The sequence below is a fragment of the Nitratireductor pacificus pht-3B genome (genome assembly GCF_000300335.1).
Classification (GTDB): Bacteria; Pseudomonadota; Alphaproteobacteria; order Rhizobiales; family Rhizobiaceae; genus Nitratireductor; species Nitratireductor pacificus.
This window is the reverse complement of record NZ_AMRM01000020.1, coordinates 39,983-60,504: the sequence shown is the minus strand read 5'-3', so window position 1 is coordinate 60,504 and position 20,522 is coordinate 39,983. Positions and strand designations below refer to the sequence as shown.

18 protein-coding genes are annotated in these 20,522 nt (G+C 65.0%); 14 read left to right on the top strand and 4 right to left on the bottom strand.

Translation table 11 applies throughout. The features are described 5' to 3' along the window. Positions 1-105 precede the first annotated feature (105 nt). The 9 genes from NA2_RS16725 (at position 106) to NA2_RS16685 (ending at position 11,175) form a co-directional block, all read left to right on the top strand. Complete coding sequence (locus NA2_RS16725; RefSeq protein ID WP_008598220.1) at positions 106-588, top strand: Lrp/AsnC family transcriptional regulator; 483 nt, start codon at positions 106-108, stop codon at positions 586-588. Next, the gene (locus tag NA2_RS16720) at positions 585-2,489 is read left to right on the top strand and encodes a helix-turn-helix transcriptional regulator (RefSeq protein ID WP_157188277.1); all 1,905 of its coding nucleotides are present in this window, start codon (positions 585-587) and stop codon (positions 2,487-2,489) included. The genes NA2_RS16725 and NA2_RS16720 overlap by 4 nt, the downstream gene beginning before the upstream one ends. A 107-nt stretch (positions 2,490-2,596) precedes the next feature. After that, the gene (locus tag NA2_RS16715) at positions 2,597-2,956 is read left to right on the top strand and encodes an OsmC family protein (protein WP_051011671.1); all 360 of its coding nucleotides are present in this window, start codon (positions 2,597-2,599) and stop codon (positions 2,954-2,956) included. 1 nt (position 2,957) lies between these two features. Next, positions 2,958-5,048 (top strand): hydantoinase/oxoprolinase family protein, encoded by a 2,091-nt coding sequence (locus NA2_RS16710; protein WP_008598217.1) that lies wholly within the window; start codon positions 2,958-2,960, stop codon positions 5,046-5,048. Then, positions 5,045-6,508 (top strand): hydantoinase B/oxoprolinase family protein, encoded by a 1,464-nt coding sequence (locus NA2_RS16705; RefSeq protein WP_008598215.1) that lies wholly within the window; start codon positions 5,045-5,047, stop codon positions 6,506-6,508. The genes NA2_RS16710 and NA2_RS16705 overlap by 4 nt, the downstream gene beginning before the upstream one ends. Next, positions 6,495-8,246 carry a hydantoinase B/oxoprolinase family protein gene (locus NA2_RS16700; RefSeq protein ID WP_008598214.1) on the top strand — a complete coding sequence of 584 codons (1,752 nt, stop codon included), beginning with the start codon at positions 6,495-6,497 and terminating at the stop codon, positions 8,244-8,246. The genes NA2_RS16705 and NA2_RS16700 overlap by 14 nt, the downstream gene beginning before the upstream one ends. Positions 8,247-8,323: 77 nt before the next feature. Then, the gene (locus tag NA2_RS16695) at positions 8,324-9,652 is read left to right on the top strand and encodes a cytosine permease (protein WP_420798710.1); all 1,329 of its coding nucleotides are present in this window, start codon (positions 8,324-8,326) and stop codon (positions 9,650-9,652) included. Positions 9,653-9,849: 197 nt separating this feature from the next. After that, positions 9,850-10,125 (top strand): hypothetical protein, encoded by a 276-nt coding sequence (locus NA2_RS21300; RefSeq protein WP_008598212.1) that lies wholly within the window; start codon positions 9,850-9,852, stop codon positions 10,123-10,125. A 240-nt stretch (positions 10,126-10,365) separates the two neighbouring features. Beyond that, positions 10,366-11,175 carry a tetratricopeptide repeat protein gene (locus NA2_RS16685; RefSeq protein ID WP_008598211.1) on the top strand — a complete coding sequence of 270 codons (810 nt, stop codon included), beginning with the start codon at positions 10,366-10,368 and terminating at the stop codon, positions 11,173-11,175. A 118-nt stretch (positions 11,176-11,293) separates the two neighbouring features. On the opposite strand, the gene NA2_RS16680 is transcribed toward NA2_RS16685, so the two are convergent. The 4 genes from NA2_RS16680 to NA2_RS16665 all read right to left on the bottom strand — a co-directional run bounded on the left by NA2_RS16680 (position 11,294) and on the right by NA2_RS16665 (position 16,834). Next, positions 11,294-12,214, bottom strand: coding sequence for a helix-turn-helix domain-containing protein (locus NA2_RS16680; RefSeq protein WP_051011670.1), 921 nt, complete (start codon positions 12,212-12,214; stop codon positions 11,294-11,296). 380 nt (positions 12,215-12,594) lie between these two features. Then, entirely contained in the window at positions 12,595-13,953 is a 1,359-nt protein-coding gene (locus NA2_RS16675; RefSeq protein WP_008598209.1) for an aminotransferase-like domain-containing protein, read from the bottom strand. 650 nt (positions 13,954-14,603) lie between these two features. Then, positions 14,604-15,800: an MFS transporter gene (locus NA2_RS16670; RefSeq protein ID WP_008598208.1), complete on the bottom strand. Its 1,197-nt coding sequence runs from the start codon at positions 15,798-15,800 to the stop codon at positions 14,604-14,606. A gap of 326 nt (positions 15,801-16,126) precedes the next feature. Next, positions 16,127-16,834, bottom strand: a complete 708-nt coding sequence (locus NA2_RS16665) for a L,D-transpeptidase (protein ID WP_008598207.1) — start codon at positions 16,832-16,834, stop codon at positions 16,127-16,129. Between the two features lie 244 nt (positions 16,835-17,078). Between NA2_RS16665 and NA2_RS22010 the strand changes: the two genes are divergently transcribed. The 5 genes from NA2_RS22010 to NA2_RS16645 all read left to right on the top strand — a co-directional run bounded on the left by NA2_RS22010 (position 17,079) and on the right by NA2_RS16645 (position 20,520). After that, positions 17,079-17,441, top strand: coding sequence for a hypothetical protein (locus tag NA2_RS22010; protein ID WP_157188275.1), 363 nt, complete (start codon positions 17,079-17,081; stop codon positions 17,439-17,441). A 333-nt stretch (positions 17,442-17,774) separates the two neighbouring features. Continuing rightward, complete coding sequence (locus NA2_RS16660; protein WP_008598206.1) at positions 17,775-18,374, top strand: type III secretion protein; 600 nt, start codon at positions 17,775-17,777, stop codon at positions 18,372-18,374. Between the two features lie 14 nt (positions 18,375-18,388). Then, entirely contained in the window at positions 18,389-19,042 is a 654-nt protein-coding gene (locus tag NA2_RS16655; protein WP_008598205.1) for a hypothetical protein, read from the top strand. 45 nt (positions 19,043-19,087) lie between these two features. Next, positions 19,088-19,897 carry a type III secretion system inner membrane ring lipoprotein SctJ gene (gene sctJ / locus NA2_RS16650; RefSeq protein ID WP_008598204.1) on the top strand — a complete coding sequence of 270 codons (810 nt, stop codon included), beginning with the start codon at positions 19,088-19,090 and terminating at the stop codon, positions 19,895-19,897. Between the two features lie 50 nt (positions 19,898-19,947). Further along, positions 19,948-20,520, top strand: coding sequence for a SctK family type III secretion system sorting platform protein (locus tag NA2_RS16645; protein WP_157188274.1), 573 nt, complete (start codon positions 19,948-19,950; stop codon positions 20,518-20,520). The last annotated feature ends 2 nt before the right edge of the window (positions 20,521-20,522 follow it).

The following is a 20,522-nucleotide window of genomic DNA, read 5'->3' as shown; positions in this document are numbered from 1 at the left end:
TCGCCGTCTCCAGTTTCGATGCGCCAGCATAACAACGGCGGCTGGTTGAAACCTCACCATTCTTGTGCGAGGTTCGGAGGAAATTGGGTCATATGATAGATTTCAATGCAGAAGATCGACCGGAATGATCTGAAAATCCTGACGACGCTGCAGAAGGATGGCGGCATATCGCAGCGGGACCTCGCGGAGCGGGTCGGGATGTCGCAGAATGCCTGCTGGCGCCGGCTGCAACGGCTCGGTGCGGCCGGGATCATTCGCGGCACCAGGATCGAGATCGACCTCTCCGCGCTCGGCCTCGACCTGACGGTGTTCGTGATGATCCGCACCCGTCAGCATTCGAAGGAATGGGCGGACCGGTTCCGCGCTCATGTGACCGGCCTGCCCGAGGTGACGGATTTCTTCCGCATCGGCGGCGACTGGGACTATCTGATCAAGGTGACCGCGAAGGGGATCGTCGGCTACGACGCCTTCTATCAGAAGCTGATCACCGATTTCGACCTAGCGACGGTGACCGGCCTCTTCTCGATGGAGGCCATCCTGCAAAACCGGGCGCTGGAACTCACCAGCTTCAAATGGGGCGACGGGTGAAAGACGCCGATGTGGCAGCGGCGCTTGCCGGCGACCTCCTCGGCGTCCTGCGGCCCGAACTCGTCGAGTTTCTCAGCCGGCTCGCCGCGAAGGGCGGCGTCCAGCCCCTGGACGGCGTCGACGCGGAACTGCGCCTCGACATCGAGCTTCTGCTGCCTTCGCTGGTCGCCGTCGACCGGGCCGAAGGCGTGATCGGCTTCCGCCATCCCGACGCGGCGGGGGTGGTGGAGGCGGCGTTGCGCAGGCTGCGGCGGGCGGCCGGGCGGGAAACGCGGGGCTTGCCGAACATCAACGGCCTGATCCGGTCAGGCGCGCTGGACGAGGCGCTCGTCCAGTTCTGCCGCGAGGGCGGCGCGTTCCTCTCCATGGTTCACGGCTTGAACGCGGCGACATCGCTCCTGCGGCAGTTTCCGGAGGAGATTCGCAACAGCGACGAGACGCTCATCCTGGCGGCGGCCGTCAACGCGCTGAAATCCGGCAATGTGGGCCGGGCCGAGTTCATCGTGCAGGAGCGTTTCGGCGTGTCGGGCGCCCGCCTTTCCACAAGCCGCGTGCCTCTCGATGCCCACGGGACCGATTTTCAGTGCTTCCGGTTCATCTACGCGATCTACATGGAGGAGACGATCGGCCAGCGCGAGATGGCGCATCTGTTCGCCCTTCTCGGCCGGTTGCCGCTTGACGGCCACATCCAGCGCGGCCTGCTCTACAACGTGGCTGCGGACGTTTTCGTCCGCCAGCACAATTGGGAGACGGCGGTCGAGGCCGCCCTTCGTTCCCGCCATCACTACGAGCGCGCCAACGCCACCCTGCTCGCCTTCTATGCCGATCTCTACCTTGCTCTGATCGACCTCGCGCGCGGAAGGGTGAGCGAAGGCGCGCGCCAGCTCGAACGCGCGGCGGCCCGTCTTTCCTCCTCGGGCGACGGCTCGCCGAACGACCGCCGCCTCCTGTCCGCCTTCGAGCTGATCGCCGCCTACGAAGGGGGCGATCCGCAACCCTTGATCGCGTTCGCGTTTCTGGACGATCCCGAGGCGCGGTTCGGCGAGATCTGGCCGGCTGTCGCCGAACCGATCATCGCCTATGGGTCTCTGGCGCTCGCGACGCATTCCACCCTCGCGGCGGCAAGGTCGTTCCTGGATCGCTGGCGCCTGCAGGGCTGGCGCTCCGACCGGTTCCTCCGCATCGTCAACGCTCAGGAAATCGCCGTTCTCCAGATGCATCGCAGATGGCAGGAGGCCGATGAATTGCTTGCGCGCGCGGCGGCGGACCGGGCCTCGCTTCCGGCCCCGGACATCGCTGCCGCGCGTCGCATGCTGCACGGGCAGACCGAGGACATCGACCTTGCTCTTGCCGCTTCGCGCAGCGCGCTTGACGCCGACCCCGGCGACGCGGCTGCCGCCGCCGCCCTTTCCGACATCGCCGCGGCGCCCCAGGCCACGGCGCGCCAGCAGGCGCAGGCCCTGCTGTGGATGGCGGTGGCGATGCTGGAAACCGGCGAGGATGAAGGGCGGCGCGACGCCCTCGTCAAGTTCTTCGAGTTGCAGGAAAGCCGTGGCCTGCCCGCGCTGATCGAGGAGAACCGCGCCGTCATCGAACGGGCGATCGGCAACAGGTCGGCGCGGGCAAGGCTGGGACACTCGTCGCGGCTGGCCCGCTTCCTGCGGGTGATGTCGGCGGGAGCGAAACCCTCCGGCCGCGTCGGGAGCGGTTTGACGGGACAGGAGGAGCGGGTCCTCTTTCTCCTGGCGGAGGATGCGCCGAACAAGACGATCTCGCGACGGTTGGGGGTGTCGGTCCCCACGGTGCGGTTCCACCTCAAGAACCTGTACAGGAAGCTCGGAACCGCGGACCGGGGCTCGGCGATCGTCGAGGCCGTCAAACGCGGCCTGATCAGCCGATAACCTATCCCATAAAACGAAAAACCTATCTCTCTTCGCGTCCCGGCGCGGTCCCGGTTTTCCTAAGCTCGGCCTCAGGAAAAAGGGAGATTGCTCGCATGCAGTGGAGGATGACCGCACAACTCTCGCAAGGGGGAGAGCTTCGGCTCGACCTTGCCGGGAACGGACCCGACGCGGGGGGGGCGACCGATGCGTGGACGCCGGTCGATTTCCTGGCGGCCGCGGTCGCGGGCTGTTTCGTCAAGAGCTGCCAGATGGTGCTGCAGGCGCTCGGCGAGGCCGAACGCCACATCGAAGCCCATGTGGAACTCGACAAGGCCGACGCGAAACCCAACCGTGTGGGACGGGCGCGCATCCGCTACATGATCGACGGGCTCGACGCCGACAGGGCGGCGCGGATCGCCAAGGATGCCAAGCGCATCTGCACGGTCACCAACACTCTCAACTGCGAATTCGAACTGGCGATCTGAAATGGCGACTGCGAACCAGAAATGGAATCTCGGCATCGATGTCGGGGGAACCTTCACCGACATCGTGCTCAGCGGGCCCGACGGCGACCTGCATACGACGAAGACGCCTTCGACCAAGGATCAGTCGGACGGCGTGCTGGCGGGCATCGGCAAGATCGCCGGCCACGCGGGGCTGACCCTCGAAAGCCTGCTGCCGGAGGTGTCGATCATCGTCCACGGCACCACCGTCGCCACCAACGCCCTGCTCGAATATCGCGGCGTCAAGGTCGGCCTGATCACCACGGAGGGCTTTCGCGACGAACTGGAATTCCGCCGGTCCTACAAGGAGAGCACCTTCAACCCGCGTCTTCAGGCGCCCCATCCGATCTGCCCGCGGCGGCTGCGCATCGGCGTGCCGGAACGGGTCGACAGCAATGGCGGGGTCCTGACGCCGCTTAACGAGGACGCGGTGCGCGAGGCGGTCCGCTTCCTCGTTGCCGAAGGGGTCGAGGCGATCGCGGTCTGCTACCTGTTCAGCTTCATTCGCCCCGATCATGAACGGCGCACCCGCGAGATCATCGAGGAGGAAAGCCCCGGCCTCTACATCAGCCTCTCGCACGAGGTGCTGCCGGAGATCCGCGAATACGAGCGCGTGTCGACCACGGTGGTGAACGCCTATGTCGGGCCGGCGATCAAATCCTATGTCTCGCATCTGGACGACAAGCTGCGCTCGAAGGGCTTCGCCGGCGAGCTGTTCATCATGCAATCGAACGGCGGCATGCTGACGGCGGCGGAGACGACGCGCCACGCGGTTGGAACGCTTCTGTCCGGACCCGCCGGCGGCGTCACGGCGGCGGCCATGATCGGCGAGCTGTCGGGCTACAAGAACCTGATGACGGTCGACATGGGCGGCACCAGCTACGACATCTCGATCATCACCAATCTCACGCCCGGCATGACGACGGAGAGCTGGCTCGCCCGCTACCGCATCGCCCTTCCCATGCTCGACATCCACACGATCGGCGCGGGTGGCGGGTCGATCGCCTGGATCGACGATGGCGGCGCCCTGCGCGTCGGGCCGGAAAGCGCGGGTTCCCTGCCGGGGCCTGCCTGCTACGGTCGCGGCGGAACGCGTCCGACGACCACCGACGTCAACCTGATCCTCGGCTATCTCAACCCGGATTTCTTCCTCGGCGGCGAGATGAAGCTGGACGTCGAGGCCGCGAAGGAGGCGGTGCGCCTTCACGTCGCAGATCCGCTCGGCATCGGCGTGATCGAGGCGGCGCAAGCCATCTCCGAGATCGTCAACAACAACATGGCGGACGCCAGCCATCTGGTCACCACACGGCGCGGCCTCGACCCGCGCGACTTCGCGCTCGTCGCGGTGGGCGGCGCGGGCGCGCTCCACGCCGGCAGGCAGGCGGAGCTGTTGGGCATGGCCTCGGTCCTCGTGCCGGCCGCAGGCCCGGTCTTCTGCGCCCTCGGCGATACGGTCGCGAATCTGAAGGTCAGCGAATCGCGCACCTACTTCGCCAATCTTGCGACGCTCGACCTTGCCGATATCAATGCCCGTTTCGACGATCTTGAAGCGGTGGCGCGAGAACGGCTCGCCGGCCAGAACGTCACGCGGGATTTCGAACTCAAGCGCAGCCTCGACCTGCGCTACGAAGGCGAGGTGCATGAATTGACGGTTCCGCTGCGCACGCGCACGCGCCGGGTCACGGCCCTGAACGTCGAGGCCACCGTGCGCGCCTTCCACGAACAGCACGAGCAGCTTTTCGCCCACAAGGACGTCGCTCACCCGGTCGAGCTTCTGACGCTGCGGGTCGAGGTGGTGGGCGTGCGCGACACGGTGCGCCCGCGCGGCGCCAGCTTCGGCGGCGAGAACGCCGACGAGGCCATCAAGAACGTTCGGCCGATCTGGTTCGCGGGCGGCCAGGCGGACACGAGGGTCTATGACGGCGACAAGCTCAGGCCGGGACATTTCATCACCGGTCCTGCCGCCATCGAGAACTGGGGCACCACGATCATCATCTACCCCCAGCAGGAAGCGCTCATCGACGCCTACGGCAACTGCATCATCGAGAACGGCCAGGCGGGAGGCGCCCAATGACCGCGCTCGCCTCGCAGATCCTGCAGAACCGGCTGGTGGCGATCTGCCGCGAAGGCGCGGAGACGTTCCGGCGCATGGCGCGCTCGCCGCTGGTGATGCAGGAAGGGCAGTATGCCTGCGCGGTGCTCGACGCCGAGGGGCGTCTGCTGGCGCAGGAGCAGGGCGAGCCGAGCCAGTTGGCCGCCGTGCGCGACACGGTGCGCCGCCTCGTCGACTACTTCTCCTTCAACATCGCCGACGGCGACATTCTGCTGGTCGGCGACCCCTATTTCGGAGGCACTTCGGGCGGCCACCTCACGGTGGTGCGGCCGGTGCAGGCGGGCGGCGACATCGCCTTCTTCGCCGCCGTGCGCTTCGCGGCGGTCGATCTCGCCGGCGACGTGTCGGGCCTGATGCAGCCGGGGGCGCATGAGGTCTGGCAGGAAAGCCTGCGCGTGACGCCGGTCAAGCTCAACCGCGGCGGTAATCCGCAGAAGGACGTGATGCGCTACATCCTGCGCAACACGCGCGCGCCGGACTGCCTGCGCGCCGATCTCGCCGCCGCCTTCGCGAGCACGGGCCGCGTGGCTGACAAGATCGACGCCATCGTCGAGACGCACGGGCTGGAGGCCCTGGTGCGGGCGGCCGACCACGGGATCGCCTATGCGCGCATCCGCGCCGCGCACAGCCTGGACAGGATGGCGGCTCCCGGCGGAACCGGCAGGGCGGCTTTGAGCGAGGACGGCTTCGCGCCCGTCGAGGTGGCCGTCTCGATCGCACGCGCCGGGCAGACGCTCAGGATCGATTTCAGTGGAAGCTCGCGCACCAGCGAAGGCTCCGCCAACCTGACGCCGTCGGCGACGCGGGCCGCCGTGGTGACGCAGCTCTTCTCCGGGCTACTCGAGGAACTCGCCGTCAACGAGGGCCTGCTCGAAGCGGTGGAGATCGTCTGCAGCGCGGATCGCTGCGTCAATCCGGCCTATCCGGCGGCGGTCAGCCTGGGCTGGCGGCTCGTCTCGCCGCTGGTCTCGGCCGCCCTGGCGCAGGCGACCGGAAGCGATGCCGCCGTGTTCTCCGCGGCGGCGCCGGCGATGGTGGTGTTCGAGGCGGTCGGGTCCGCGGCGCAGAGCGAACCGATCCTGCTTTCGCCGGCCTATCGCCCGGCCGAGGGGCTGGCGGGAAGCGACCCGCTCGACGGCCTGCGGATGCTGCCGTCGGCGGAAGAGCTCGAAACCGCGGGCGCGTTCCGCCTTCTCGCGCGTCAGTTCGACGGAGAAGGCAACATCCTGGCTGAGGTCGAGGTGGCCCGCGAGGGGTTCGAAGCGATCCTGCCGCCCACGGGCGACGACAACCGGCCGGCCGTTCGCCAGCGCCGTCCGCTGGTCCGCGACCGTTCCAACGTCCTCGATCTCGAGGCTGGCGCGGTGGTCAGTTTTTCCTATGCGCGACGCGAAACTGGAGGGTCCCATGCAATCCGATGAGATGATCCGCGCCCGCGTGGTGGCCGGCGCCTTCGACACCGCCGCCGAGGAGATGAGCGCCACCGTGACGCGCACCGCGCGCTCGCCGATCTTCAACGAAGCGCACGATTTCACCACGGGGATCTTCGACCTGCACGAGGGCAAGGCGCGGCTGATCGCGCAGGCGCCGGGTTGCACGCTGCATCTCTACGCCATCTGTTCTGCGGTGCAGGCGGCGCTGGACGTGTTCAAGAACGACCTGCATCCGGGCGACATCATCCTGGCCTCCGATCCCGGCCATGGCGGCACCCACATTCCCGATCACGTGGTGATCATGCCGGTGTTCGCCGACAGGAAGCCCGTCTTCTTCCCGGTCGTTCGGGCGCATTTCGCCGACAGCGGCGGCCCGGTCGCCGGCGGATACAACCCCGCCGCGCGCGACATCTGGCAGGACGGCGTCGTGGTCCCGCCGCTGAAGCTCTACGAAAAGGGCGAGCGCAGGACCGACGTGTTCGATCTCATCCTCGCCAACAACCGGGTGGAAACCTGGCTGAAGGGGGACCTCGACGCGATGCGCGGTGCCTGCCTGACCGCGGCGCGCGGCATCGAGCGGGTGATCGAGCGTTTCGGGCTCGCCGATGTCCGCGCCTCGATCGGTCACAATGTCGCCTATACCGAGCGCCGTGTGCGGGCCGAGATCGGTTCCTGGCCGGATGGCGACTATCACGCCGAAACCTTCATCGACCACGACTACCAGGGCGCGCACGATATCAGGATCTGCTGCACGGCGCGCGTGCGCGGGTCGGACATCACCTTCGATTTCACCGGCTCGGCGCCGCAGGTCGACGGCTTCGTCAACTCGACGCTCGCCAACACCCTGTCCTTCGTCTTCGTCGCTATCGCCTCGTGCATCGACGAGGATGTGCCGATCAACGAGGGTTACATCAATCCGGTTCGCGTCGTGGCGCCCGAGGGCACGGTGGTGAATCCCCGATGGCCGAAGCCGGTCGGCAACTGCACCTGCATCTGCGGCGCGGAGATCGCGGAGGTGGCGCTGCTCGCGCTGTCGCAATGCGCGCCGCAACGCGTGGGCGTGAACTGCCACAAGCTGCCGCTCGCCTATACGAGCGGCCGCTACGAGGACGGCAAGCCGTGGATCAGCCTCAACTTCCACGGCTATACGGGCGGCGCCGGCGCGGCCTACGGAACGGACGGGTGGGGCCTCTATCCGCCGCTCATGACCGGAGTGATCCTGCCCTCCATCGAGATGAACGAGATGCAGTATCCGATGCGCATCGAGCGCCATGAATATGTGACCGACACGGAAGGCGCCGGCCTGTGGCGCGGCGCGCCCGGCGTGGGGACGCGCATCCGCTTTCTGGCGAGCAACATCACCAATGCGATGCTGGCAGGCGTCCGCCATCCGACGCGCGGATTCTGCGGCGGAAACGACGGCCCGCCCAATGCGCTGGCCCTGACCTCCGAAGGCGTTCGCCTGGACGTGACCGAAGTGGTCTACAACCACCGGCTCGCCCGCGACAGCACGATCGAATTCCTGCGCGGCGGCGGCGGCGGCTGGGGCGCGCCGCACGAGCGGCCCCCGGCATCGGTTCTTGCCGACGTCTCCAACGGCTACGTCTCGATCGCCGCCGCCGAGGAGGTCTACGGCGTCGCCATCGACGAAAGAACGCTGACCGTCGAACAGCAAAGGACGACTGAACTGCGCGGTGATCGGCGGCCCGCGCACGGACAAGAATAAAGCCGCATATTCAAATCAAACGGGAGGTGACCATGACAGATGCAAGCGATAAGGAAGCGGATGGAAAGGGCCGGTCGATGAGGAGACCGGCGCCGACTGAGAGTGCGGCGCCGATGTTCCTGACCCAGGACTACGCCATTCGACCGGTCCCTGAAGCCGAACGGAAGCCGTTTCTGAACGTCAGTGTGACCACGGGCGCTTGGGTGATCGCCATGTCGACGCTCTGGACCGGCAGCGTGCTGGCGCAGGGGATGCCGTTCGCCATGGTCGTCAACGCGACCATTCTCGGCATGGGCATTCTCGTCGCCTACGGCGCCTTCATGGGCTGGCTCGGCGCGCGCTACGGCGTTTCGACGACCGTGCTCGCGCGCGAGGCGTTCGGACGGGTCGGCTCTTCGCTGCTCGGCATCGTGTTCGCGCTCACGTTGGGGATCGGCTGGTTCGGATGGCAGATCGCCTTCTTCGCCCAGACACTGGCGACCATGTTCCCGGACGCCTGGCTCGCCTCCTATCAGCCCGCCGTCGTGTGGGGCGGGTCGCTGATGATCCTGACCGCGTTCATCGGCTATCGGGCTCTCTCCGCATTGAGCATGTTCGCGGTGCCCCTGATCGTCGCCCTGTCAGCGTGGGGCCTGTGGGTGTCCCTGGGGGCGGCCACGCAGGCTACTCCGCTGGAAGCGACCATGAGCCTGTTCGAGGGGGTCTCCATCGTCGTCGGCAATGCCGCGCTGGGGGCCGTCATCTTTCCCGACCTGACGCGCTATGCCCGCACGGCTTCCGTTGGGGCGCTTGCGACGTGCGGCGGTTATTTCCTCGGCGGCGTCCTCGCGGTTCTCGCGGGGGCGGCGATCACCGCATCGGCCGGCACCGCCGCAGGAAATCTACCCGCCGCGATGGCGGCGGTCGGCATGGGGTTCTTCGCTTTCCTGATCCTGCTCTTCGCGCAATGGACCACCAACGACAACAATCTCTATTCAGGAGCGCTCGGGCTGGCCAACGTTGTTCGCTTGCCCAAATCGGTCCTCTGCATCGCCATGGGCGTCGTCGGCGTACTGATCGCCTTGTCGGGGGTGGAGAACTACTTCGTCCCCTATCTCAACTTCCTGAGCAGCTATGTGCCGCCCATCGCCGGCGTGGTGATCGCCGACCACTGGATCGTGAAGCGCGTTCTGGAGCAGCGTGATTATAAGTTCGGTCCGGGCGCGCAGCATGCAGGCATCAACTGGCTGGCCGTGGCCTCGGTCCTCGCCGGCGGCTTCCTCGGCGGGTCCCTGGGCTTCGGCATCACGCCGATCAACGCCATCGCAATTGCTTTCGTATTGCACGCTGGAGGATCGGTGTTGCTGCGAATGGTCGGGCTCAGTGCCGAGATTGGAAGGTCTGTCGAGGACCATACTGGCTTCTAATTGGATTTGACCTGCTCCCCCCAGATTGTGCAAAAACCCTTGAGCCCTGCTGCAAGGCTGACGTGCACCCCGACTTTGGATCGCCCCGAACCGGAACTTCCGGGGTGTCGGGCTCAGGCGGCAGAAGGTGCCGGCCGGGCCGAGATGGTGGCAAACCATATCCGGCGGTCGATAACACTTTGGATCGTGAGTTAGACATGGCCGCACAAGACTCTGCCTGCGTGCCAGACATCACCTACATCCGCAGCCTGGAAAGCTTTGCCAATCTGGTTGTCGTGACCGACCTATATCCCCACCGGGTGGTGGGGGTGATGCAGAGCCGGCAAGCCACCGATGTCGTGCTGCAGGCGCTGCACATGGTCGTATGGCGGTGCAAACCGAAGCAACAGATGCTGACTTTCGGATCCGAGCTCGCAGTTCACCCGCAGACTGCATTCATCAGAGGGCACAATCTCGAGCACTCGATGAGCTGACGCGACAACTGCGATGACGATGCCGTCGCAGAGAGCTTCTTCTCGTCGCTCATCCTGGTGTGTCTTGTGTCTTCTCGGAAGAATCACAGTCATCACGTCTAGGGCTGTGATCTCCGAAATGGCGCTATGATCCATAGAAAAGATGGGCAACAAGGTGCATTATGTTTTCTCACAAACTTGTGCTCGTCAGGAATGGCTGTCATAAATCGCACGGTAGGCTAAGTTTCAGAGAGACAGGCCATGCGGCTGCGCATTATTTTCTTGCCCGTCATAAGTCTGCTGGTGTTTCCCGGCTGTGAAACCATGCAGGCCGATGCCTACGCGAAGAAGGCGGAGGTCGATATGGCGGTCACGCAGTCCGACCGGCTGGTCAGGCTGGCCACCGATATCGAGGCGCGCGGCGAGGAGGAAACGGCGATCGTGCTGTACCGGCGGGCGATCGCCTTGCCGGACGCCAAGCCTTCGACCTTTGTGAAAGCCGGCGAAGCCTTGATGCGTGCCGGCTACGCTGACGAAGCGATCGCCGCCTATCACGCGGCACTGTCCGAAGCGCCCGACAATGGGCCGGCCATGATGGGGCTGGGTTCGGCGATGATCGATACCGGCGATCTGCCGGCGGGTATCCGAGCGCTGAGTCGGGCCGCACCCATCGTCAACACCAGCAAGGCCTACAACCGTTTGGCGGTGGCGCAGATCTTCGCCGGGGAAACGGGTGCCGCGCAGGGCACATTGAAGCACGCCCTGGCCTTGGCGCCTGGCGACCTCGACATCCAGACCAACATGGCTCTCGCAGCCGCCCTCGAAGGCAGTGACGCGACGGCTGTGTCGCGCATCGAGGGGGTGCTGAACTCCCCCGACGCGCAGCTTCACCACAAGCGCAACGCGGTGCTGGCTTACGGCCTGCTCGGCCAGTCGGAAAAGGTCAAGTCTTCGCCGCCGATCGGGCTTTCCACCGAGGAGGTGACTGCGCTTCTTTCCCGCGCCAAGTCGATCCGCACGAAGAACTCGGTCCAGGCCAAGGCGAAGGCTCTCGGCTCCATGTCCGGCTAAAGCATGTCGCCCGAAAGTGGAAACCGTTTCGGGACAACGACATGCGACAGAAAAAGAATCCAGCGTATTTCCCGTGCTCCCGTTTCCCCATCTCGGTACTTCGGCTCCGCCAAGCACCTTACGTTCCCGTACGCGAAACCGGCATCAGGCCGGAGCGGGGCACCAGCCTGTTGATCTGCTGAGCCATCACGTCGCGAGTGAACTGGTCGGTCGGAACCCAGAGCTCCGTTCGCAGCGACGCAACGGTGATATCCTGCGGCAAGCCGTGGACGCTTTGAACGGTCAGGAAGGACAAAACTCCGTAGGGCGTGTCGAACACCAGATTGAGGTGGGGCTCGATCCTGTCGCTCGCCTGGTCGGGCGGCAAGGGGCCAAATCTGTTTGCCAATGCCTCGGCAAGCGCATCCACACGGGGCTTGAGCGATGGGTGCACCCATTGTTCGACCTGCAATTGCCGCAACAGTGAATAACCTGCCAGTTCGGGGTTCCGCATGCGGGAGAGAAGGCCGCCCGGATGGGCAAGGGCGGCGATCATATCAACTCCTTTGTTGTTGGCTTCGATGGTCGCCATGAATTCCGGGAGCAGGACCGAACACAACCATCGACCCCCGCGATTGATATCGACGGTGATCCAGTCGGCATCGAATACAAGACCGGGGAAGGGATGATGTGCGGTCAGCAAATCCCGCAGGGGTGTCTTGGTGCGGGACGGGTCGTCCGTCCCCTGCCTGAACGCACCGGTTCGGCTGTAGCCCACACGCAGAAGGGCGGCGTTGCAGATTGACAGGGATGCCTCCACCTTGGCCATCCAGGCGAGCAGGAGATCCCTGCTCGGCAGAGCCTTACCGCATTCGAGAAAGCTGACATGCCGCTGCGAAACGCCGAGCTCCAGAGCGAGTTCCAGCTGGCTTAGCCCGCTGGACTTGCGCGTATGGCGAAGGAGTTCAGGCAAGCTCATCATGACCTCGTGCCGGGTCACCGGCGGCTTTCTGGAATGCAGTGAAACAAGAGTCCGGTTGCCCGGGATGGCAATGATCATGCGGCTCCCGTGGGTCGGTGAAACGGCGAACCGGCTGGCGGTCAGGTTCACATGTCACGAACTCCCGATCCGATCTCATCAGGGCAGTGAAGCGTAGCTGGGTTTCCGGTCGACCGGCCCACGGCGACGCAAGAATGCAGTTGGTCCGTGCGGCGACATGAACGTCTCGGCGGAAAGAATGGTCGGTCGTAGCCGGCCAAGCAATCTCCAAGTTTGCCGACCATTCATCTGCAATTGATTGTCGAACAATGTGTCGCCATGGCGCTGCCGCGCGCCTGTAGAGGCAAGTCGTCTCCCGGTCGCGGAAGCGTCTCGCGTTGGATTGTCGCGGCAATCGGGAGTGTTGTCCGCTGCGCATTTCGAACCTCGGTTGCGGTGGATCAGAGATGCCCGTCCAGGATGGCGCGGAGCTTCTTCAGCCCGTTCTCCAGATCGGCCATGGAACCGTTGCACAGGCTGATCCGGATGGCGGCGCGCTGCTGGCGTCGCGAGGTCGTGAAAGCTTCGGAGGGCATCACTGCGACATCGCGTTCTCCGGCGTAGGCAACGAGTTCCTCAGCGCGCCACGGCTCCGGCAATTCGAGCCATATGTGCAATGCCGTCGGCTGCGTCGTAACGGAAAGACCTTGTAGAACGCGCATCGCCAGGGCTTGTCGTTGCCTGGCCTTCTCCCGTTGCATCCTGACCATATCGTTTGCGCGGCCGCTCCTGATCCATGAAGCGGCGATCTCCATAAGCACGGGGGATGTATAGCCGTTGGTTGCCTGAAGGCGGTCGATCGTGCGGCGCAGGAGCGACGGCGGCGGCACCAGCCAACCGATACGCATGCCGGGAGCGGCAGACTTGGAGAGACTGGTCACGTAACAGACCAAACCCGGTGCGAGGGTTGCCAATGGAGCGGGCCGATCGAAGGCGAGAGGCCCATAAACATCGTTCTCGACCGCCAGGACCCGGCGCCGTTTCAGCACCTCGGCGATCGCCAGGCGTCGCTCGGTCGGCATGATCGAAAGGGTCGGGTTCTGCAGGTTGGGAACGACGATCAGGGCTTTGGCGGCACCGGCGTCGAGCGCGCGCTCGAGCCCGCGGGGCGTCACGCCCTCGGCATCAAGGGGCACCTGGGCGACGTTGAGCCCCAATGCGCTGCACAGTGCTATGATCCCCGGCGAGGTCAGTTCCTCCACCAGCACGCGGTCCCCGGGTTGGCAGATCGCCATGAGGCTGAGCGACATTCCATGCATCGCTCCGGATACGGTCAACACCTGCTCCGGGGGTGCTGCCATGCCCAGCTGGCCAAGCCAGTCCGCGGCCGCGGCTCGATGCTCGGCAAGCCCGTGGGCGGGCTGATATCCCAGCAATCGGCTGGCGGAGTCGGCGCCAAAGGAGGATATCGCCCAGGCAATGTCGTCAACTGTCCCCGATGCGCTCGGCAGATTGGCACTCAGATCGATGCCCGAGAAGTCGGCGCCCCTGGGCCAATGGATCATCGACGGAATTCCCACGGTGCGTACAAAGGTCCCGCGGCCGACTTCGGAGCTGAGCAGTCCCCGGCGAGTTGCGAGCGCATAGCCGCGATTGACGGTGGTCAGGTTCAGCCCGGTGGTGCGCGCCAGCTCTCGTTGGGTGGGCAGCCGAGCGCCGGCGGACAGCCGTCCATCGCGGATCGCCTTGCCAATCTCGTCCGCCAATGCGACGTATCTCGCGCCTTTTCGATTGTCCAGATCGGGTAACCATGTCGACATCAAAGTTTCCTTGAAGGCCTAAGGAAAACTGAATTTCGTAACTCGGTTGCTACCATTTATACTTATGTAAAATTGGAGCCGGGTCAGAAAAATTGATGTCTTGAACTTGTGATTTCATCGTATCATTCAACATGTTCTGGCTCAATGCGCTTGGCGGTCGGCTGTTTGACATCATCTCGATAGGGAGCAAGACGGCCGCCTCTCATGGCGAGCGGTGCGCATCCCCTGAGCTTTTCCGTTGAGAGATCCGCCGAGACTGGATGAAGGGCAGGCCTTGCCGGTGGACGCTCCCGTCAGAGAGTGGTGGAAGCTACGATGAGTGCTGTGATCGGCCGGAGTTTCTGTGCCTGAATGCCCCGGCATGCAGGGTGGGCACCCTGCAGTGCTGATGCCGCGTGAAACGACCGGAACCCTCGCCATGTCCGAGTGGAAAGGCGTGTTTCTCCACTGCCGATCGTTTCATGAGAATGGTGCCGGGCACGCAAGGGCTGCATTCTTGTTGCGGGATCAACGCGCAACACCTCCATTATCATCACGGTTCATGATGAAAGCCCCGCCCCATCGATACCATAGGTAGGCGCTGCGGCGGTGGCGATTACCTCCAAGGTCAATTTCCGACCTGTCGCGTAAGTGCCAGGAGCGCTGATGGATCACACGCCGGTTCCGGCTTTTGCCGGAACCGTGAGCTGGCGCTCGCCTGCAAGAGGAACGGATCCGGGCAGCAGCAGGTATGACAGGCTTATGGCGGCCATGCCGAGCCCGCACACGCCCAGCCAGCCGAGCCAGGCGAATACCATGCCGCCCAGAATCGCGCCGAGGGACCCGCCGATGAGCACGCTTGCCATGAATACGGTGTTGAGCCGGTTTCGGGCGGCGGGGTCCAGCGCGCAGACCCGGGATTGATTGGCGGCATGCGACGCCTGAACGCCGGCGTCCATTAGAAACAGGCCGATGACCATCGACCACACCGCGGTGCCGGAATAGGCAAGGAAGACGAATGAGGACAACACGATGAAAAGCCCGCTCGAGGCGATGCGGCCGGCGCCATATCTGTCCGCGCAGCGGCCGGCGTAGGATGCCGCGATCACGCCCCCGATGCCGGCAAGGCCGATGGCGCCGATCCCGGCGCTGCTCAGCCCGTCCGGTCCGTCCTGCACGGTCAGCGGCAATGTGGACCAGAAGCCGAGAAGGGCGGAGAAAAGGAGGGCCTGGGCGCAAGAGATGCGCAGCAGACACGGATGGGCGACTATCAGTGAGCGCAGCGAACCGATCAGCTCCGCATATGTGATCTGGCCGGCCGGGGCGGTGCGCGGCAGGCGCCGGGCCAGAAGAGCGGTGACGGCAGCGATGGAGATGGCGGCGAGCAGAAACATCGCCCGCCAGTTCCAGTGATCGGCGACGAAACCGCTGATCGCGCGTGAGAAGAGCAGCCCGATCAGAATGCCGCTCAGCATGATGCCCGTTACCCTGCCCCTGGCCTGCGGGGACGCCAGGTGGACGGACAGCGGGACAAGCTGTTGCGGGACCGAGGCGGTGAGCCCGATCAGGAAACTGGCGGCCGCAAGCCAATGAAAGCTGGGCGCGACGGCCGCCATTGTGAGCGCCAGGACCAGGCAGGATATCGTCAGGATCAGGAGCTTCTTGCGATCGACGCTGTCGCCCATCGGTGCGATCAGCAGAACCCCGAGGGCATTTCCGAGCTGCGTCAGTGCCGGAACGAGAACCACGATGGATGCGCTCAGGCCGAAATCGTCGGAAATGTTGCCGAGCATGGATTGATTGTAGTAGCTGCACGCGGCCGTCAGGCCGGCCGACAGCGACAGGACGGTCAGAAGGCTTGACTGCATGCCGCAGCCCGTTCTCTCCGGGCTGCCTCCGACGGTGCAAGCGGACATGTGATCCTCCCTGTGACTATGTTCTGGCTGTATTCGGTGCTCGGCTCTTTCGAATGCTGGAGAGTAGCGGTCGGCGGCTACAGATTTGTGATATCTATACTATGTGATCACAAGATAGTCACAATATCAACGCGCGGGCGCCGTATTTCGGCTCCCGACGCGGGGCGGGCGCTCGCGACCGAGATCTTCCGGCCGCGCGCGCGTCTTCGCTCCAGAGGGGCGTGAGGAGCCGCCGCGGGAATTTTTGGGGTTCTGTTGCTGCCGCCGGCGCGCCGCGGTCAGTCCTGGACGGTCACCCGCGCGCCGACGGAAACCCTTCCGTAGAGGTCGATTACATCGTCGTTCGTCATGCGGATACAGCCGGAGGAATTCGCCTCGCCGACGGTCCAGGGCTGGTTGGTGCCGTGGATGCGATAGAGCGTGTCGCCGATATACAGCGCGCGCGCACCCAGCGGGTTGTCAGGCCCGCCCGCGACATGGGCCGGAAGCTGGCGTCCCATGGCCGCCTCGCGCCTCCTCATCTCGGCGGGGGGCCTCCAGTCCGGCCATTCCTTCTTTGCCGAGATGCGGTCGCTCCCGGACCACTCGAACCCTTCGCGCCCCACCCCCACCGCATATCTGAGCGCCTTGCCGCCGCCCAGGACGAGATAGAGCCACCGCTCGGACGTACGGACGACGATCGAGCCGGCGGGATGCGCATCCTGAAAGGAAACGAGTTGTGGGCGAGCCGCCGGCCGCCTCTCCGGGGACGGGGCGGATGCTTCAAGCTCCGACGGGGAAATCACGGTGCCCCGTGCCGGGTCGAAACTCCAGGTTCTGGGATCGTAGCGGCTTTCGGCGACGGCCGCAGATGCAGCGAGAAGGCAGGCGGTCGCGAGGAGGATCTGCGCCAACAGGGACTTGCCGGGCGTAGCAGCGCGAACGTCGCCACGCACCTTGAGGGCGAATTCTAGTGCGAGCGACAGGAGCGGTATGGTTGTCGGCATTGGGCATCCAGATGGGCATCTCGCCGATGGGTTCGAACGGCATATCACAAAATTCCTTCACTTCTCATGATGGTATCGACTGGCCTATGTGACATTCCGTTAAAGTCTCATAATAATTGTGATGATCGCCGGGCACCGTATTATCTCAATGGTTATTGTGGGGCCTTGGCTCTCGGTGAGAGCGTGCCCTGGGGCCTTCGCGATGGTCGAGAAGAACGATGCGTTGGCAGTGAGGAGATGACCTTTGGCACTCGTACAATTGGATGGAGCAAGGTTTGGCGTCGCGGCCCAGCGAACGAAACCCGGTTCCGCGGGCAATCACTCGACAGGCACCGGGCGCGGTTTCGAAGCAATGGCGAAAGCCGGTAGCCAGACCGCGCACAAGCCGGCGCAGAAGCAATGCGGCGCTTGCATGACAAAGATGCCGGCGCCCAAGCCCGATCTCACGGATCTACACCGACACATGCTCGAACGGATTGCGGCCGAGCAGTGCCTGAACCCGGCGGGCACCCGCATGGATCGCCTTGAAAGTTATATATCGACCAACCCGGATGATCCGGCAGAAGGCGGACAAACACGCTCGGGCCGATTGATCACTGCCGAGTAGCGACCGTCCGGTTGGAACCTTTATGGAAGATACCTCTTGCCGGGCCAGTTCGCCCGGCACTTCCATTGCCTCGAAGTATTGCGGTTGCTTGTCGTATGCCAGTGACGGGCGTTCCCGGCGGTCCTCTGAGTGTGGTTCTCCCTGAATTGATCACACGCTCCGGGTAGCGCAAGCGTGATCCAAATGGATTTTCCGGCTCGGGAGCGCTGGCCTAGTGTTCGAGAGCCTTCCTTCGGGCCCCGTTGCCGGATTTCCGGGTCATCGTGACCGACGGATGGGCCCGGGATTCACCGACGCGCAACTCGCTGATGATGGAAAGACGATCCACGGTCTATGACACGCTTGATCTGCCAGGTTCTCGGCCTCTTGCTCTGTTCGGTGAGCCTGGACGCGATGGCGGCCGAGCCCCGTTGGCCCGAGGGCCCCTACAAATACATCGTCGTCGATCAGGCTGTTGATGACGTGCTGGCCGAGTTCGGCCGTAACATCGGCGTGCCCGTTCGCGCCAGCGGCAAGATTCGCGGGCGCGTCAGTGCCGGCATGCCGCAGGCCACCGCCCGCGAATTCCTCAATGACCTTTGCACGCGCTACGGCCTGGTGTGGCATTTCGATGGCTCGGTGCTTCACGTCGCGACCGAGGCGGAAGTCCGCACCGAGGTCTTCAGGCTGGGTACCAACACCGCCTCCGGCGCCGCCGAGCGCCTGGATGCGCTGGGGGTCGCCGATGTCCGTTTCCCGATCCGCTTCTCGCGCAGCGACAACATCGTCTCGGTCTCTGGACCCCCATCCTATGTCGACCTCGTGCAGAAGACGCTCGGCGTCAACACGGCTCAGGACCGCTCGGTGGATGGCGAACGGAAAGCGACCTCGGTGCGCGTGTTCCGCGGCCGCAGCGCCGAAGCGCAGAGTTTCACAAACGACAAGGCACAATAGAAAGGCCGGTCATCATGGAAATCGCCCCCATCGGGTCCGCCCAGCTCGCAAGCCTTCTCGCCGGGTCGGTTCCGCAACAGCTTTCGGGCGTCACCGTCGCCCAGGCCGGCAGCGGCGTCGCTGCGCGCACGGAGGAAAGAACCTCCGTATCGAAGGCCGGGAAAGGCGAGGGGCGTGGACCGGACGCCGCCGCCGCCAAGGAGAAGGCTGGAACCGGGACGACGCTTTCCGCAGCTTTCGACAAGGGAATGCCCGGCAGTTCCGAGCGGGTCGAACCGGCCGTGGAGCGCGCGCTCTTCGAGTATCTCATCGATGCCGAGAAGGTCGCGGGGCCGATGACGGACCTGCATGGGATCATGGGAAGCGCCTTCCAGTCGATCGGCGCCTCGGTGGAGGATTTCCAGCGAGTGATGGCCACCAGCGGCCAAGTGCCCATCGATGGCCTTGGCGCGGGGCAGGAGGCCGCCGCCGATGCCGCAGAGCCCGACGCTGTCGCGCAGGCCGGCTCCGGCAAGACGGGCGAGCCGGCCGGCATCAACGATACGTCGATCGACAGGTTGCTGCAGCAATACACGAGCGTCACATGGGCTGCCTTCAAGGTATCGCTTGCGGTCAACAGCGTCGGAGCCGCGACCTCGTCCGTCAACAGCCTGGTCAAGCAGCAGTAGTCGGCGGCGGTATCCCATGGTGCATTCGTGAACGTGAAAGCTTTGTTGTCCTGGCTTCCGGTTTGGCGCCGCTGTGTCCGGCGTCGCCGCGTCGCGCTGTTCCTTTTCGGTATGCTCCTCCTGCAGGGCTGCTCCGTCGAGCTCTACACCGGCCTGGACCAGCGCCAGGCAAACGAGATCGTGGCGGTGCTGATGCGGCAGGGCATCCCCGCGCAGCGCCAGCTCGCGAAAGACGGCACGATGACGGTTTCGGTGCAGAAGGGCAGCTTTGCCGAGGCCGTCGCCATCATGGAGGAGAACGGCCTTCCCCGGCAGGAATTCGCCACGCTGGGCGAGGTGTTCAAGCGCGACGGCCTGGTTTCCTCGCCGGTCGAGGAACGGGCGGCAATGATCTACGGTCTCAGCCAGGAGCTGTCGCGGACGATTTCCGACATCGACGGCGTCCTGTCGGCGCGGGTTCATCTGGTGCTGCCGGAGAACGATCCGCTTCGCCAGCGGCTGGTGCCTTCCTCGGCTTCGGTCTTCATCCGCCATCGCGAGAGCGCGGCGATGACCGATCTCATTCCGCAGGTGAAGATGCTGGTCGCCAACGGGATTTCCGGGCTGACCTATGACAATGTTTCGGTCGTGCTGGTGCCGGTCGCCGCGACGGCATCGGAAGATGCCGCCGCCGCGCCGCCTTTCAGGCGCTTTCTCGGCCTCTGGCTCCATCCCGACAGCGTGACGTCGGCCGCATGGCTCGTTTTCGGTCTTGTCGGGCTCGTCCTGGCATTGGGGGGCCGGCTCGCCTATCTGCGCTTCCGCCGGCGCGGCACCTACACGCTCGACGGGTCGCTTCCCGTGAAGAAGCTGTGATGCCGGCCGAATCCGCGACAACACCGGATTCCGCAGAATGGCGATCCTTCATGGACGACCCGGCGGACTATGCCCGGCCGGGAAGGCTGGCTGCCTGTTTCGACGGCGCGATCGGCATCGCGGCCTGCGCGGACATGCTTGCGGCGGAGCGCCTTCGGCCGCGGCTCACAACTCTGCTTCTGAGCCACTATGACATCCCGCGCTCCTTCCCGGCCGGCCAGGTCGACGAGAAGGATAGGCGCGTTGCCCTGGCGACGCGCGAGGAATTGCAGGACATCGTGCTTCGCGCCGGCGCCATACGGTGGGCCGGCAGCTTTGCCGGCATCATCATGAGCGCCGACGCGGCCGCCCTCAATGCGGTGCTCGGCACCGACCTGAGCGGATTCGCGATGGCCAACCGCGACCTTTCGGGACCGGTGCGTCCAATCGAGGATCTGGACGGACTTCCAGATCGCCTGACGGCCGACGGCTGGCGTTGCCTGGCGGCCTGGTGTCGCGCGGTACCGCAAGCGGTCGGCGCCCGCGTCCGCCTTCGGCTGGAGCCGGAGGAAATGGCTGTCGAGAACCCGATCGGAGATTTCGCCGAGGCCGGCCCGATCGTCATTCGCCGGGCGGTGGGGTGAGG

Coding starts and splice junctions, on each gene's coding strand:
- NA2_RS16725 (WP_008598220.1), top strand. CDS start 106: ATGCAGAAGATCGACCGGAATGATCTGAAAATCCTGACGACGCTGCAG.
- NA2_RS16715 (WP_051011671.1), top strand. CDS start 2,597: ATGACCGCACAACTCTCGCAAGGGGGAGAGCTTCGGCTCGACCTTGCC.
- NA2_RS16710 (WP_008598217.1), top strand. CDS start 2,958: ATGGCGACTGCGAACCAGAAATGGAATCTCGGCATCGATGTCGGGGGA.
- NA2_RS16705 (WP_008598215.1), top strand. CDS start 5,045: ATGACCGCGCTCGCCTCGCAGATCCTGCAGAACCGGCTGGTGGCGATC.
- NA2_RS16700 (WP_008598214.1), top strand. CDS start 6,495: ATGCAATCCGATGAGATGATCCGCGCCCGCGTGGTGGCCGGCGCCTTC.
- NA2_RS16695 (WP_420798710.1), top strand. CDS start 8,324: ATGAGGAGACCGGCGCCGACTGAGAGTGCGGCGCCGATGTTCCTGACC.
- NA2_RS21300 (WP_008598212.1), top strand. CDS start 9,850: ATGGCCGCACAAGACTCTGCCTGCGTGCCAGACATCACCTACATCCGC.
- NA2_RS16685 (WP_008598211.1), top strand. CDS start 10,366: ATGCGGCTGCGCATTATTTTCTTGCCCGTCATAAGTCTGCTGGTGTTT.
- NA2_RS16680 (WP_051011670.1), bottom strand. CDS start 12,214: ATGATCATTGCCATCCCGGGCAACCGGACTCTTGTTTCACTGCATTCC.
- NA2_RS16675 (WP_008598209.1), bottom strand. CDS start 13,953: ATGTCGACATGGTTACCCGATCTGGACAATCGAAAAGGCGCGAGATAC.
- NA2_RS16670 (WP_008598208.1), bottom strand. CDS start 15,800: ATGCAGTCAAGCCTTCTGACCGTCCTGTCGCTGTCGGCCGGCCTGACG.
- NA2_RS16665 (WP_008598207.1), bottom strand. CDS start 16,834: ATGCCGACAACCATACCGCTCCTGTCGCTCGCACTAGAATTCGCCCTC.
- NA2_RS16660 (WP_008598206.1), top strand. CDS start 17,775: ATGACACGCTTGATCTGCCAGGTTCTCGGCCTCTTGCTCTGTTCGGTG.
- NA2_RS16655 (WP_008598205.1), top strand. CDS start 18,389: ATGGAAATCGCCCCCATCGGGTCCGCCCAGCTCGCAAGCCTTCTCGCC.
- NA2_RS16645 (WP_157188274.1), top strand. CDS start 19,948: ATGGACGACCCGGCGGACTATGCCCGGCCGGGAAGGCTGGCTGCCTGT.